We start from the raw sequence: 15,227 nt of genomic DNA on the forward strand, positions 1-15,227 counted from the left end.
CCGCTAGCAGCTCACCGGTGTCCACCTCGGCCCCCGAATGCTGCCTACTCGGGATCCAGGACCGCTAGCAGTTCGCCGGTGTCCACCTCGGCGCCCGGGTGCACCGGGAGCGAGGCCACCACACCGGCGCTCGGCGCGTGCACCGGGTGTTCCAGCTTCATCGCCTCCAGGGTGAGCAGCAGCTCGCCGGCGCGTACCCGCTGGCCGGGCACCACCAGCACGCGCCGGACCGCGCCGGGCAGCGGGGCGGTCAGCGAGCCCTCGGCCGCCTCCGGGACGGGCAGCGGGAAGCGGGACAGCTCGCGCAGCGCCACCGAGCCCTCCGGGCTGTCCACGTAGGAAACCTCGCCGACCCGGTGCACGTTGAAGGTCAGCCGGATGCCGTTGACGTCGAGCACCACCCGCTCGTCACCGGCCGCCACCACCACGGTCGCCGGGTGGTCGTCGAGCACCGGGGCCTGGCCGAGGCCGGCCAGATCGAGCTCCTCCGGGTCGACCGTGCGCACCCACCAGCCGGCCAGCTCACCGTGCCGGTTCATCCGGTAGCCCACCTCGACCGGGCCGGCCGGGCCGTCGTACACCGCGGTCTGCGAGCCGGACGGCACGTTGCGCCAGCCGGAGGGCAGGGAGCCGAGCACCGTCGCGGTCGCGCGCCGTCCGGCCGCGCCGGCCAGGGCGGCGGCAAGACACGAGATGCGTACGGCGTCGACCGCCGACAGCAGCGGGGCGAACACCTCGGGCCGGCGATCGAGGAAGCCGGTGTCCAGGTCCCCGGCCCGGAACGAGTGGTGCCGCAGCACCCGGACCAGCAGGTCCCGGTTGGTGGTGACGCCGTGCAGCTGGGTGCGGGTCAGCGCCGAGGCGAGCATCCGGGCCGCCTCCTGGCGGGTCGGCGCCCAGGCGATCAGCTTGGCCAGCGTCGGGTCCGGGTGCACGCCGACGATCGAGCCGTCCTCCATCCCGGCGTCCAGGCGCAGGCCCGGCTGGGCCAGCGGGCGGAAGACCCCGGCCACGTCGGGCACGGCGAACCGGTGCAGGGTTCCGGAGGCCGGCAGCCACGCGTACGCCGGATCCTCCGCGCAGATGCGGACCTCGATGGCGTGTCCGCGGATCGGCGGCGGCCCCGGCATCGGCAGCATGCCGCCCTCGGCCACCAGCAGCTGCAGCCGCACCAGGTCGTACCCGGAGACGCACTCGGTCACCGCGTGCTCGGCCTGCAGCGTCGGGGTCAGCTCGAGGAACCAGAAGTCCCCGGCGGTGTCCAGCAGGAACTCGACGGCGCCGGCGCCCACGTAGCCGATCGACCGGACCGCGACGATCGCCGCCCGGCACAGCTCCTCGCGCAGCCCCGCGTCGACCGCCGGGGACGGGGTCTCCTCGATGATCTGCTGGTAGCGGCGCTGCACCGAGCACTCGCGCTCGCCGAACGGCACCACCGAGCCGTGCTCGTCGGCCAGGATCGGGATCTCGATGTGCCGGACGCCCTCGACGTACGGCTCGAAGTAGACGTCGCAGCCGACCTCGCGCCGGGTCGAGGCGATCGCCTCGGCGAGCGCGGTCGCATCCCGCACCACCCGCATGCCGGCCCCGCCCGAACCGGCGTCCGGTTTTATCAGCACCGGGTAGCCGGGCACTTTGGCGGGCTCGGTGAAGGTCGGCAGCGTCGGCACCCGGGCCTCGGCGGCCAGCGCCTTGGTCGCGCGCTTGCTGCGCAGCGTGCCGAGGACCTTCGCGGGTGCGCCGACCCAGATCATGCCGGCGTCGGTGACCGCGGCCGCGAAGTCCGGGTCCTCGGCCAGCAGGCCGTTGCCGGGGTGGATGGCGTTCGCCCCGGTCCGCTGGGCGGCCCTGATGATCAAGTCGCCACGCAGGTAAGCCGCCGCTGCGCCTTTACCCAAGCTTGGACTGTCGGTCGTCGTGGACGGGGTGCCGCCGTCGAGGCGTACCGCATAGTCGGCCTCGGCCACGTGCGGCGCGTCGGAATCGGCATCCGAGTAGACGGCGACCGTCTCGATGCCGACCAGGCGGCAGGTGGCGAACACCCGGCGGGCGATCTCCCCTCGGTCTGCCACCAGAAGACGTCGGATCACTGGTCTACCTTTCCGGGTCGGAACACACCGACGTGCCCGGCGCCCTCGACGACCGCGCTGTGCGCGGCGGAGAGGCAGAGGCCGAGGACGGTACGGGTGTCGCGGGGGTCGATGACACCGTCGTCGTCACCACCGGCCGGCTCCTCGGCCGGCCAGCTGAACGCGAAGCGGGGGTCGCCGGCGCGGCCGGTGTCCAGGGCCAGATGCGGCACGGAGGACAGGGTCAGCGCCTCGATCTCGGCCGGGCCGAACCGCGCCGCCAGCAGCAGCAGCGCGGTGTCGGTGGCGTTGGCGAGCTGAATCAGGTGCACGGCCTTCTGCGCCTCGGCGACCGTGTGCGGGGCGCCGGTGCCGGCCAGCACGCCGACCGGGTAGCCGTGCAGCTCGCCCCACCCGGCCACCAGCGCCGGGCCGTACGCGGGCTTGAACTCGTCGAAGTCGCTGCCGTCGAGGATCCGGGCGAGGATCTCCCGGGGGTCGTCGACCTTGATGATCGACAGCAGGTCCTCGGCCGCGTACTTGGGCGACGCCGGCGGGAAGGTCCGCGGCAGCGGCCCGCGCTTGCGCCAGTGCAGCCGCCGGACGCACTGCCGGGCCAGCCGCAGTCCGTCCCGCTCGTCCTCGGCCAGCTGGTCGGCCCGGTCGGCCTGGATCGCCTTCTTGGCCGTGCCGTTGATCGGCAGCGAGTGGATCTTCGCGTGCCCGCGCACCAAGATCGTGTAGTCGGAGAGCTGCGGCAGGTACACGTCGTTGCCGCTGACCGGGCCGAACACGACGCAGAACGTGGGCACCCGCTCGGCCACGAGGCGGCTCAGGTCACGGGCCAGGCCGCCGGCCCGGTGCGGCGCGGGAGTGCTCTCGGTGGCCGACTCGACCAGGTTGACCAGCGGCAGGCGGTTGGCCGAGGCGATCCGCGCGGCCCGGCGGATCTTCTCGAGCGGGTGCGGGTCGTGTGCGTTGCGGTCCACGGTGGGGTCGGTCGCGACGATCACGCACTCGACGCCCTCGACCACGCCCAGCCCGGTGACCACCCCCGCGCCGACCGGGAACTCGGTGCCCCAGCCCACGGCCGGGGACAGCTCGAGGAACGGGCTGTCCTGGTCGAGGAGCATCTCGACGCGTTCCCGGGGCAGCAGCTTGCCACGCGCGTGATGCCGGGTCACGGCCTTCTCGCCGCCGCCGGCGCGCGCCTGGTCCAACGCCGCCTCGAGCCGGGCGAGCCGTTCCAGGGCGATCCCCCGGCTCTCCAGGTAGGCGGGGGTGCGCGGGTCGATCGCCGTGTCGAGCACGGTCACGTCCGGACCCCGATGCGGTGTACGCCCCCCACCATGTTCAAAGCCGCGCCCTCTCGTGTTCGCCGGTGCCTCTCGACCACCTCCGTAACGAGCGGCCAAGCGGATGCGACACGGATTTGAATGCGGCGGCTTCGTCGCCTTTTTAGACGAATTTAGGGCATTCGTCTGACCTGCGCCAATTTCGGGAGATCAGACGCGAGGCGTTCCCGCTGCCTGCCTAGACGCGGGCTCGCCGGGCCAGGCGCTCCGGGTCGAGGATGATCACGCTCTTGCCGTCCAGGCGCAGCCAGGCGCGGGAGGCGAAGTCGGCCAGCGCCTTGTTCACCGTCTCGCGGGAGGCGCCGACCAGCTGAGCCAGCTCTTCCTGGGTGAGGTCGTGGGTGACGCGCAACACACCGCCGTCGCGGGTGCCGAACCGGCCGGCCATCTGCAGCAGGTTCTTCGCCACGCGACCGGGCACGTCCGTGAAGATCAGGTCGGCCAGCGCGTCGTTGGTCCGCCGGAGCCGGCGGGCGAGCACCCGCAGCAGCTGCTCGGCGATCTCGGGCCGGTTGTTCAACCAGGGGCGGAGCGAGGTCTTCTTGAGCCGGGCGAGCCGGGCATCGGTCACCGCGGTCGCGGTCGCCGTACGCGGGCCCGGGTCGAACAGGGAGAGCTCGCCGACCATGTCGGACGGCCCCATGATCGAAACGAGGTTCTGCCGGCCGTCCGCGGCCCGGCGACCCAGCTTGATCTTGCCGGACAGCACGATGTACAGGCTGTCACCGGCCTCGCCCTCGTTGAACAGGACGTCACCCTTACGGACTTCGACCGTGTCCATCTCCTTGGCGAGCGCCTCGGCGGCCTCCGGGTCAACGCCCTGGAAGATCCCGCTGCGCGCCAGTACCTCATCCATCGCCGCACCTCCGAACACGCGCAACGCCTGCGCTCGATCAGTCTAGGCGCACGCGGGCGCTAATCGGGCAGGCACCCCTTGATCCGAATACTGAAGGGTAACCATTCCGACCGTGACAGGCAGTGTTTTCCGTCGCTCACGGTGGTGCGACAACAAGCCTTTCGTCGGGTCGTCCGCGGTGCTACCCGAAGGTATCGTCGCCGTCGATGAATTCCCACCCCCCATCCCGAAGCCCGGGCCTTTTCGGGCGCCCTGTCCTCACTGTGACAATTGTGCTGGCCGTTTTGGCCGGGATCGGTGGGGCGGGCATCGCCGTCACGCATCGCGAGCCGGGCGCCGGACCGCTCTGGCTGGAGCCCGCCGAGGCCGTTGCCGCGCCCGCCGTCGCGCCCGCCAAGCCGGCCGCGTCCGCCGCCAAGGGCGAGGCCGGAGTGCGGCGGATCACGGTTTCGGCCACCGGCGACATCATGATGGCCAACGCGCCGAGCGGGTTGCCGCCCGACGACGGCGCCGGCTTCTTCGACTCGGTCCGGGCCGACCTGCGGTCCGACCTGGTGATGGGAAACCTCGAGCAGCCGATCACCGCGGACACCGGCGCGTCGAAATGCGGAACGCCGCCGAGGTCGAACTGCTACGCCTTCCGGTCGCCGCCGTCGTACGCGGCGCACCTCAAGGAGGGCGGGTTCCAGTTGATGAACCTGGCGAACAACCACACCCGCGACTTCGGGTCGCAGGGCGCGCTGAACACCCGGGCCGCGCTCGACGATGCCGGGATCAAGTACACCGGCAACCAGGACGAGATCACCGTCGTGGAGGTCAAGGGGATCAAGGTCGCGGTCGTCGGCTTCTCCGGATACGCCGGGGCCAACAACCTGAACGACTACGACCACACCCGTACCGTGATCCAGGAGGCGAAGCAGCAGGCGGACCTGGTCGTCGTGCAGGTGCACATGGGCGCCGAGGGCGCGAAGATGCAGCACGTCAAGCCCGGTAACGAGATCTACTTCGGGGAGAACCGCGGCGACCCGATCAGGTTCAGCCACACCGCCGTCGACGCGGGCGCCGACCTGGTCGTCGGGCACAGCCCGCACGTACTGCGCGGGATGGAGTTCTACCGGGGCAAGCTGATCGCGTACAGCCTCGGGAACTTCGCCGGAGCCGGACACACGCTGAACCGGGACGGGCCGCTGAAATACGGCGGGATCCTGCGGGTCACGCTCGGCGCGGACGGGTCTTATCTGGGCGGGGAGTTCCGGTCGACGTACCTGAACGGCCTCGGCCTGCCGACCCGGGACACCGCGAACGAACAGGGCCGCAAGCTCGTCGCCCAGCTCAGTGCCGCCGACCTGGGGGACACCGCGGCGACGATCGGGGCTGATGGGTCGATCTCGCCACCGGCGTGAGGAGTTGCTGTCGTACCCGCGACGTACTCTTTAGCGGTGACTCTGGTGGTGCGGTCGGTCAAGCGGTTCGCGGGGGAGACGCCCATCGGGCGTAAGCGACGTGCCCGCAAGATGGCCAAGGTGCTCGCCGAGACGCATCCCGATGCGCATTGCGAGCTCGACTTCACCACCCCGCTGGAGTTGGCGGTCGCCACCATCCTCTCCGCGCAGACCACCGACGTCCGGGTCAACCAGGTGACGCCCACCCTCTTCAAGAGGTACGTGACCGCCGCCGACTACGCCGGGGCCGATCGTGCCCAGCTCGAGGAGTTGCTGCGCCCGACCGGCTTCTTCCGGGCCAAGACCGACTCGCTGATGAAGCTGGGCCAGGTTCTGGTGGAGAAGTACGACGGCGTCCTGCCCGGCAAGCTGGACGAGCTGGTCAAGCTGCCCGGCATCGGCCGCAAGACGGCGAACGTGATTCTCGGCAACGCGTTCGACGTCCCCGGCATCACCGTCGACACCCACTTCCGCCGCCTCACCAACCGATTCGGATGGGTGCAGGAGGAAGACCCCGTCAAGATCGAGTTCGCGGTCGCCGAGCTGATCGAGAAACGCGACTGGACCATGCTGTCGCACCGGGTGATCTTCCACGGCCGGCGGGTCTGCCACGCCCGCAAACCGGCCTGCGGCGCCTGCACGCTGGCCACCATGTGCCCGTCCTACGGCACCGGGCCGACCGACGCGGCCGCCGCGGCCAAGCTGCTCAAGGGCCCGCGCGCCCGCGAGCTGGCGATCGCGGCCGGCGTCGACCCCGATCTCGTGCCGGCCGCCGCGGTGACCGCGCCGGACGCGCCGTGAGGCCGTCGCGTCCCCTCGTCGCCGCCATGCTCGCGCTGGTCGCGGCGGCGGCAGCCGGGTGCACCGCCGAGGCCAGGTCCACCGACACCCCGTCCCCGTTCGCCGACTGCCAGGGGCTGACCGGCCCTTCCGCGCCGCCCGCGCCCACCCTGCCCGACCTGGAACTGCCCTGCTTCACCGGCAAGGAGCAGGTCGCGCTGCGGTCGATGCCCGGCCCGATGATCATCAACCTCTGGGCGTCCTGGTGCGATCCCTGCCGCCGCGAGCTGCCGCTGATCCAAAAGGTGGCGACCCAGACGGCCGGCCGGGTCACCGTGGTCGGTGTCGACACCGGAGACAGCCGCGAGGCGGGCGCGTCGTTCGCGGCCGACAAGGGCGTCCACCTCCCGACCCTGTTCGACCCGGACAAAAAGCTGGCCAACGCGATCGCCGGGACGAACCTGCCGATCACCATCTTCGTCGACGCGTCCGGCAAGTCGTATGTGAACCGGCTGCCGCTCGACGCGGCCAAGCTGTCCACCTTGGTCAAGCAGTGGACCGGCATGACGGTGACGCCGTGAGCCAGGGGCGGGTGCTGTCGCGCCCCGACGGTCTCCCGTCCTGGTTCGATCCGCTGCTGAGCCGGGTGGATTCGTGCCGTACCGAGGACTTCACGCCGCTGCGCCCGCCGGCCGGCGGTGGCCGGCCCAGCGCCGTGCTGGTGCTGCTCGGCGAGCAGACGCCGGGCGAGCCCGACCTGCTGATCCTGCAGCGGGCCGCGACGATGCGTAACCACGCCGGTCAGCCGGCCTTCCCCGGCGGCGGCACCGACCCGGAGGACGCGGACGCGGTCGACACCGCGCTGCGCGAGGCGCGGGAGGAGGTCGGCCTCGACCCGGCCAGCACCGACGTGCTGGCCCTGCTGCCCGACCTCTACATCCCGGTCAGTTCGTTCGTGGTGACCCCGGTGCTGGCCTGGTGGAGGCGGCCGCACTCGGTCAGCCCGCGGCAGCCGGCCGAGGTGGCGCACGTGGCGCGCCTGCCGATCGGTGAACTTGTCGACCCCGAGAACCGTATCCGGGTGCGGCATCCCAGCGGTTGGATCGGGCCCGCGTTCCAGGTCCGGGGATTGCTGGTCTGGGGCTTCACGGCGGGGGTGATCTCGGTATTGCTCGACATGGGTGGCTGGTCGCGGCCGTGGCAGCCGGGACGCATAGTGGAGTTGCCGGAGGCGTCCGCCCCGGTTCCGGCGGCACGCGGCGGCGCGCCGGACGAGGTTCTGCCATGATCGTGCCCTGGCCCGCCCCCTCTACGCTGAGTGAGTGTCCGTGGTCGATGGCATCCTGATCCTGCTCATGCTGGTCTTCGCAATCAGCGGGTACCGCCAGGGCTTCGTCATTGGGGCGCTGTCCTTCGGCGGGTTCTTCAGCGGCGTGCTGATCGGCCTGCAGGTGGGTCCCCTGATCGCCGACAAGTTCACCGACCCGACCGCCCGTCTGGTCGTCTCGCTCGCCTCGATCTTCGCGCTCGCCGTCCTCGGCCAGACGCTGGCCGGGTGGCTCGGCACCCACCTGCGCCGGCAGATCTCCAGCCGGCCGCTGCAGCGGGTCGACGACGCCGGCGGCGCGCTGATCTCGTTGGTCGCGGTGCTGCTGGTGGCGTGGCTGATCGCGGTGCCGCTCGGTTCGACCCCGTTCGAGGGGCTCAACCGAGAGGTTCGCAGCAGCGCGATCCTGGGCGGCATCGACAGCCTGATGCCCGAGCAGGCCCAGGCGCTCTCCTCGGCGCTGCGCGAGACGCTGGACACCAACGGCTTCCCGGACGTCTTCGGCGGCCTCGCGCCGACCAGGACCAAGCAGGTCGCGGCGCCCGATCCGGCGCTGAAGGGCTCCCAGATCGTGCAAAAGTCGAGAAGCTCGGTGATCAAGGTGCTGGGCACCGCGCCGAGTTGCTCGCGCCGGATCGAGGGGTCGGGATTCGCGTACGCCGACGAGCGGGTGATGACCAACGCGCACGTGGTGGCCGGCACCCGGGACGTGGCGGTCGAGGTCAACGGCTCTCGGCTGCAGGGCAAGGTCGTCGTGTACGACCCGGAGCGCGACCTCGCCGTGGTCTACGTGCCCGGCCTGCGCGCCCCGATCATGCCGTTCGTCGGGAAGCCGGCGGCGTCCGGCGCCAGCGCGATCGTGCTGGGCTATCCGCAGGACGGGCCGTACGACGCCCAGTCGGCGCGGGTCAGCGACGTCAGCCGGATCACCGGGCCGGACATCTACGACTCCGGCGACGTGACCCGCGAAATCTACACGATCCGGTCGCTGGTGCGCAGCGGGAACTCCGGCGGCCCGCTGATCACCCCGAGCGGCCAGGTGCTCGGCGTGATCTTCGCGGCGGCGGCCGACGACAAGAACACCGGCTTCGCCCTCACCGCGGCCGAGGCGGCCCCGGTCGCGCAGCAGGGCCTGACCCGCACCCGCGGCGTCTCCACCAACGACTGCGCGTAGTAACCGTCGACCCGACGCGGCGCTGGTCGGATCGTGTGCCGCTGGTCGGGCCGTGCGCCGCTGGTTGGGCCGTGTGCCGCTGGTCGGGTCGCGTGCCGCTGGTTGGGCCGTGCGCCGCTGGTCGGGTCGCGCGCCGCTGGTTGGGCCGTGCGCCGCTGGTCGGGCCGTGCGCCGCTGGTTGGGCCGTGCGCCGCTGGTCGGGTCGCGCGCCGCTGGTCGGGCCGTGCGCCGCTGGTCGGGGCCGCGTCGCCGGTCGGGGCGCGTTTGCTCACTTGCCTGAGCGAGGTGTGATGGCGCGCGGTGCGCGGCTTGTCGCGTGGCGGTGCGCGGCGCCGCGGCGCACCGTGTGGCAGTGATCGGCGGGCGCCCTTGTGCGGCTGGCGCCGTGCGGGTGCCCTTGTGCAGCGCCGAGGCGTCTTGCGTGCATTGTGGGGCGTCTTGGTGCGCAAAGCGGGCGTTTTGTGCGCAGAGCGGGGGGTCTCGTGCGCAGAGCGGCGCGTCGCGGCGTGTCTTGTGCGCAAAGCGGGCGTCTCGTGCGCAGAGCGGGGCGTTTCGTGCGCAGAGCGGGCGTCATGCCGGGCGGGGCTGGATCGGGCCGCCGGGCGGGCGCGGCTATGTGGTGTAGGTGAAGCGCCGGACGGTCAGCAGTGCGGCTGTCGCGGAGATGAGCAGCAGGCCCGCGGCCAGCAGCCAGGCGTGGCCGGTCGGCTTGGGGGCGATCGTGGCCGGGGAGGCGGCCTGGCCGGCGGCGGCGTGCTGGGCCGGGAGCGAGGTTTCGTCCGGGGCGGACAGGGCCTGGCCGGGGGCGGGCGCTGAGCCGAAGCGGGCGACGCCGGGGGACGGTGAGTCGTCCAGCGGGTTCTCGAAGATGGCCGGGACCGAGGCGGTCAGGGCGCCGGTCGGGTTGATCTCGCCGTAGCCGTAGGTGGCGTCGCGGCCGGTCGGGCCGCGGTCGGTGGCGGTGCGGATGATTCGGTTGATCACCTCGCCGGCCGGCATGGTCGGCCAGCGGGAGCGGATCAGCGCCGCCGTGCCGGTCACCATGGGTGCCGCGAAGCTGGTGCCCTGCACCTTCCAGTAGCCGCCGCCGGACTGGGCGCCGACCAACTGGGTGGCCGGCGCGGTCACCACGGTCTCCTTGCCGGTGATCGAGCCGGACCAGAGCTGGTTGCTGTCCTTCTCCATGCCGGCCACCGCGATCACCCCGGGCTCGCGGGCCGGGTACCACACGTCGGTGTCCGATGAGGCGCTCGTGTTGCCGGTGCAGGCGATCACCACCACGTCCTTGGCGAACGCGTAGTCGAGCGCCGCGGACAGGGTCGCGCTGAAGCCGTTGCCGCCGAGCGACAGGTTGATCACCCGGGCGCCGTGGTCGACCGCCCAGCGGACGCCCTTGGCCACGATGATCGCGTCGTTGTAGCGGTTTTCCTCGTCGAGTACGCGTACCGGAAGGATCTTGGCCTTGGGAGCCATGCCGATGATGCCGGACGAGTCGTCGCCGCGGCCCGCGATGATCGCCGAGACGGTGGTGCCGTGGCCGACCAGGTCGGTGTCGCCGTCACCCTTCGGGTCCACCAGGTCCAGGCCGGGCAGCACCTGACCCTGCAGGTCGGGGTGGGTGGCGTCGACGCCCGAGTCGATCACGCCGACCGTGACGCCGGCGCCGGTCGAATACGTCCACGCGCCCTGGATGTTCAGCTTGCGTAGATACCACTCGTCGCCGCGGACCTCGTCGCCGACCAGCGGGTTGACCGGCTCGGCGAGTGGCTTGCCCACGGCGGTCAGCGGGCCGGTCGCGAGAGGGTCAGCGGTCAGCGGGCCGGCGGCGAGAGGGTCAGCGGTCAGCGGGCCGGTGGTCAGCGGGCCGGTGGTCAGGGGATCGGCGGTGACGGGGTCGGCCATCGCGGGCGCGGCCGGCACGACGAGCGCCACGACCCCGGCGAGCGCGGCCGAGGCGAGGCGCCAGGCGCTCAGCAACGCACACCACCGGCGGGCACGCTGCATCGCACCCGGGAGAGGGCGGTCGTGCTCGCAACAGTCGCGGGGTGCATCGCCATCCGATCCTGAACGGTCGATGCAGATTACTCCGAAACGGCGCGATATTGCTGGGGTTGGTCGATGTATATCGCACCGGGAGTCTGTCAAATCGGGGGTTTCAGGCAAACGGCGGCTGATGTGCCAGCTGCACCAGCCGGATGCCCTCACGACGGGTGAGGAGGCGGCCACGTCCCGGCGGCAGCAGCGTGGGCTTGACCGCGCCGATCAGAGCACCCTCGTCGGACGGACCGGACATCACCATGCCGGGCGCCGACAGCTCGCGCAGCCGCTGGATCACCGGCTCGTACAGCGCCCGGCTCGCGCCGCCGGCCCGCCGGGTGAGCACCAGGTGCAGGCCGACGTCGCGGGCCTGCGGGAGGTACTCGAGCAGCGGGGTCAGCGGGTTGGTCGGGCCGGCCACCACCAGGTCGTAGTCGTCGACCAGGACGAACAGCTCCGGGCCGGTCCACCAGGACCGGTCGCGCAGCTGCTGGGCGGTGACGTCCGGGCCGGGCAGGCGGCGTTCCATGTAGCCCGCCACCGATTGCATCAGCTCGAGCGTCTTCTGCGCCTGGATCCCGTACCCGATGCGGTGTTCCGACTCGGGCAGGTCCATCAGGCTGCGCCGGTAGTCGACCAGGATGATCCGGGCCTCCTCCGGCGAGAACCGCCGGATCACCGAGGTCGCCAGCGCCCGCAGGAACGAGCTCTTGCCGCACTCGGCGTCGCCGAACAGCAGGAAGTGCGGGTCCGACGCGAAGTCGATCTCGACCTGCTGGAGGTCGGCCTCGGAGATGCCGATCGGCAGGCGCAGGCCGCTGCTGCGTTCGAGGTCCATTTCGGAGTACGGGACGGACGAGGGCAGCATCCGCACGCGCGGGGCGAGCGGGCCTTGCCAGTTGGTGGCGACCGCCTTGACCAGCGCGTTCGTGTCGGCCATCGAGGCAAGCTCGGACCGCACGGTCAGGAAGTGGAGGAACTTGCTCTTGTCGGTCGGGTGCTCGACGATGCCGCGGCCCGGCTTCTCCGGCACGCTCATCGCGGCGCGCCGGTTGATCACCGAGTCGCTCGGGTCGCCCAGCCGCAGCTCCAGCCGGGAGCCGAACAGGTCGCGGATCGCCGGCCGGAAGTCCATCCAGCGCGAGCTCGAGGCGACCACGTGGATGCCGTAGGACAGGCCGCGGGTGGCGATGTCGGTGATCACCGGCTCGAGCTCCTCGTAGTCCTTGCGGAGCGTGGACCAGCCGTCGACCACCAGGAACACGTCGCCGAACGGGTCGGCGTCGGCGCCCGTGCCGGCCTTGTTGGCCCGGCGTCGGCGGTAGGACGCCATCGAGTCGATGCCCATCGCCGCGAACCGCGACTCGCGCTCGGTGAGCAGGGTCTGGATCTCGCCGACCGTACGCCGGACACCGACCGCGTCGAGCCGGCCGGAGACGCCGCCGACGTGCGGCAGGTCGCGGATCGTGGTGAGCGAGCCGCCGCCGAAGTCGAGGCAGTAGACCTGCACCTCGGCCGGGGTGTGGGTGAGCGCGAGACCGCAGATCATCGAGCGCAGCGCGGTCGACTTGCCGGAGAGCGTCGAGCCGACGATCGAGACGTGCCCGGCCGACCCGGCCAGCTGCAGCCACATCACGTCACGCAGTTGCTCGCGCGGCTTGTCGATGACCGCGATCGGCACCTGCAGCGCGCCGTGCAGCTCGGGGTTGGCGAACGCGAGGCCGCGCACCGGGTCGGCGACCACCGAGCCGAGCAGCTCGTCGAGGGCCGGCGACAGGTTGAGCGGCGGCAGCCACACCTGGTGTGCCGGCGGCCCCTGGCCGTTGAGCCGGTCGACCATCACGTCGAGCACGCTCTCGCCGGCGGGGATGTCCTCCGGCTTCGGTTCGACCGGCTTCGCCGGCTTGGGCGCGGGGACGTAGCGCGTCGAGTATTCGAGCACCTGCGGGACTGCGGCCGCACCACCGGCCGCCGCGCGAGCGCCGGTCTTGTGCAGCGGGCCGGACACGTACGCGGCCTTGAAGCGCAGCAACGGCTCGGTGCCGAACTTCAGGTAGCCGTGGCCGGGCGAGCGGGGCAGCTCGTAGGCGTCGGGCACGCCGAGCACGGCCCGGGACTCCAGCGCCGAGAAGGTCCGCAGACCGATCCGGTACGACAGGTGGGTGTCCAGGCCGCGGAGCCGGCCCTCCTCGAGCCGCTGGCTGGCCAGCAGCAGGTGCACGCCGAGCGACCGGCCCAGTCGGCCGATCTGGACGAACAGGTCGATGAAGTCGGGCTTTGCGCTGAGCAGCTCGGAGAACTCGTCGCAGATGACCAGCAGCGAGGGCAGCGGGGGCAGCGCGGCGCCACCGGACCGCGCCTTCTCGTAGTCGCGCAGGCTGGCGTAGTTGCCCGCCTTCCGCAGCAGCTCCTGGCGGCGGATCATCTCGCCGTCGATCGCGTCCACCATGCGGTCGACCAGCACCAGCTCGTCGGCCAGGTTGGTGATCACGGCGGCGGTGTGCGGGAGCCGGTCGAGCGACGAGAACGTGGCGCCGCCCTTGAAGTCGATCAGCACGAAGTTGAGCGTCTCGGACGAATGGGTCGCGGCGAGCGCCATCACCAGCGTGCGCAGCAGCTCGGACTTGCCGGAGCCGGTGGCGCCGATCAGCAGGCCGTGCGGGCCCATGCCGTCCTGCGCCGACTCCTTGAGGTCGAGCTCGACGGCGCTGCCGTCGGCGCCCAGGCCGATCGGCACGCGCAGCTTGTCCCGGTTGGGGCGGGGGGTCCAGCTCTGCGTGACGCTGAACGTCTCCGGATCGCCCAGCCCGAGCAGCTCGGCCAGGCCCATCTCGGTGGCCAGCGGGGTGTCCGACGACTTCGACATCGCGGCCAGCCGCAGCGGGGACAGCCGGCGCGCCACCGCCTCGGCCTGCTCGACGCTCAGCTGGTCGGGCGTGCCCACCTCGGCCTCGTGGTCCATCGAGTACGTGTTCAGGACGCGCCGGCCGCCCACGTGTGCGACCTCGAGCACCAGCAGCGACCGGTCCAGCATGCGCGGTGGCTGCTCGTCGAGGTCGAGCACGGTGACCCCGTCGATGCCGTCGTCGAGCTGGGTGGCGCCCTTGAGGTCGATGCCGTCCAGCACGATCACCACGTGCGGCGAGTGGCCGCCGGTGCCGGAGCCGAACCGTGGCCGGCTGCCGATCACGTCCTCGAGCAGGCGTTCCAGGTCGGGGCCGGTGCTCGCGACCAGCCGCACGTGGCCGAGCGCGTCGGTTCGCGACGGGTGCAGGTTGTGCGGCAGCCACTTGACCCACTCCCAGTACGCCCGGCGGTCCGGTCCGGCGCAGATCGCGACGATCATGTCGTCCGGGGCGTGGAACGTGGCGAGCTGGCAGATCACCGCCCGGGTCAGCGCGCGGGCGTCCGGCTCGCCGGTGGGCCCGGCGCCGCGCAGGAAGACCCGGGCGAAGCCGCGCAGCGAGGCCGCCACCGGCAGGTCCGGCACCACCGAGTACGCGTCCAGGAAGCGCCGCAGCGCGCCCGCGGTCATCGGCTCGAGCTCGTCCAGCGGCCGGGTCTCCGGCGGGATCAGCGGGGTTGCGAGGGTCTGCGGGCCGACCGCGAGCCGGACCACGCCGAAGTCGGGGTCGGCTGGGCGGCGCTCCCACACCCGGTAGCTGCCCGCGGTCGACCAGAGCTGGTTGGGGTCGGGGTGCCGGTAGAGCATGCCGACCCGCTGCCGGGTCGCCGTCTCGCGCACCCGGCGGCGCAGGCCGGCCAGGTGTCGCAGGTACTCCCGGCGGGCGGCCATCATCTCCGCCTTCTTGGGCGAGCCGCTGGCGCCGAAGCTGGTGGTGAGCATCGCGATCGAGGAGACGCCGAACAGGCCGCCGATCACGTAGCCGTACGCGCCGCCCCGGCCCTGGCCCATCATCATCGCCATGGCCACCGAGCCGCCGAGCATCGGCAGCGCCATCATGGCCTGCTGCCAGCGTCCGCCCGTCGTCTGCGGGATCTCCGGAGGAGGCTCGACGGCGATCTCGCCCGTCGGGATCTCCGGCGCGGCACGGCGCGCCGATCGCTTGATCACCACCGTGCTCATGCGTGTTTTGTCCCCTTCATCCACAAGGGTGTGTGGTCACCCCCCGTGCGCGTGCCGGAAGCCGGACATCGCGACGAGCCCATGGTAGGTAAAGTGCGGA

At 71.9% G+C, this 15,227-nt stretch carries 10 protein-coding genes; 5 read left to right on the plus strand and 5 right to left on the minus strand.

The window, feature by feature from the left end:
• Positions 1-44: 44 nt before the first annotated feature.
• From ODJ79_RS01390 to ODJ79_RS01400, 3 genes are all read right to left on the minus strand, one after another.
• A complete protein-coding gene (locus ODJ79_RS01390; protein ID WP_263021406.1) occupies positions 45-2,090 on the minus strand; it encodes an acetyl/propionyl/methylcrotonyl-CoA carboxylase subunit alpha in 2,046 nt (681 codons plus the stop codon).
• A complete protein-coding gene (locus ODJ79_RS01395) occupies positions 2,087-3,385 on the minus strand; it encodes a carboxyl transferase domain-containing protein (protein WP_263021407.1) in 1,299 nt (432 codons plus the stop codon). Before ODJ79_RS01395 ends, ODJ79_RS01390 begins: the two co-directional genes overlap by 4 nt.
• A gap of 217 nt (positions 3,386-3,602) precedes the next feature.
• Positions 3,603-4,280 (minus strand): Crp/Fnr family transcriptional regulator, encoded by a 678-nt coding sequence (locus tag ODJ79_RS01400; RefSeq protein ID WP_020515203.1) that lies wholly within the window; start codon positions 4,278-4,280, stop codon positions 3,603-3,605.
• Between the two features lie 206 nt (positions 4,281-4,486).
• Here ODJ79_RS01400 and ODJ79_RS01405 point away from each other — a divergent pair, with 206 nt between their 5' ends.
• Genes ODJ79_RS01405 through ODJ79_RS01425 form a run of 5 tightly spaced genes read left to right on the plus strand, consistent with a single transcriptional unit; the run spans position 4,487 to position 9,003 of the window.
• The gene (locus tag ODJ79_RS01405; protein ID WP_263021408.1) at positions 4,487-5,683 is read left to right on the plus strand and encodes a CapA family protein; all 1,197 of its coding nucleotides are present in this window, start codon (positions 4,487-4,489) and stop codon (positions 5,681-5,683) included.
• 42 nt (positions 5,684-5,725) lie between these two features.
• A complete protein-coding gene (gene nth, locus ODJ79_RS01410) occupies positions 5,726-6,523 on the plus strand; it encodes an endonuclease III (protein WP_263021471.1) in 798 nt (265 codons plus the stop codon).
• Positions 6,520-7,083: a TlpA family protein disulfide reductase gene (locus tag ODJ79_RS01415; RefSeq protein WP_263021409.1), complete on the plus strand. Its 564-nt coding sequence runs from the start codon at positions 6,520-6,522 to the stop codon at positions 7,081-7,083. Before nth ends, ODJ79_RS01415 begins: the two co-directional genes overlap by 4 nt.
• Entirely contained in the window at positions 7,080-7,790 is a 711-nt protein-coding gene (locus ODJ79_RS01420; RefSeq protein WP_263021410.1) for an NUDIX hydrolase, read from the plus strand. Before ODJ79_RS01415 ends, ODJ79_RS01420 begins: the two co-directional genes overlap by 4 nt.
• A gap of 34 nt (positions 7,791-7,824) precedes the next feature.
• A complete protein-coding gene (locus ODJ79_RS01425; RefSeq protein WP_263021411.1) occupies positions 7,825-9,003 on the plus strand; it encodes a MarP family serine protease in 1,179 nt (392 codons plus the stop codon).
• A gap of 612 nt (positions 9,004-9,615) precedes the next feature.
• Here the strand turns inward: ODJ79_RS01425 and mycP are convergent.
• Both mycP and eccCa read right to left on the minus strand, forming a co-directional pair.
• Complete coding sequence (gene mycP / locus ODJ79_RS01430) at positions 9,616-11,007, minus strand: type VII secretion-associated serine protease mycosin (RefSeq protein ID WP_263021412.1); 1,392 nt, start codon at positions 11,005-11,007, stop codon at positions 9,616-9,618.
• Between the two features lie 151 nt (positions 11,008-11,158).
• Entirely contained in the window at positions 11,159-15,127 is a 3,969-nt protein-coding gene (eccCa, locus tag ODJ79_RS01435) for a type VII secretion protein EccCa (RefSeq protein WP_263021413.1), read from the minus strand.
• Positions 15,128-15,227: the final 100 nt, after the last annotated feature.

This window comes from Actinoplanes sp. KI2 (assembly GCF_025630775.1).
Taxonomy (GTDB): domain Bacteria; phylum Actinomycetota; class Actinomycetes; order Mycobacteriales; family Micromonosporaceae; genus Actinoplanes.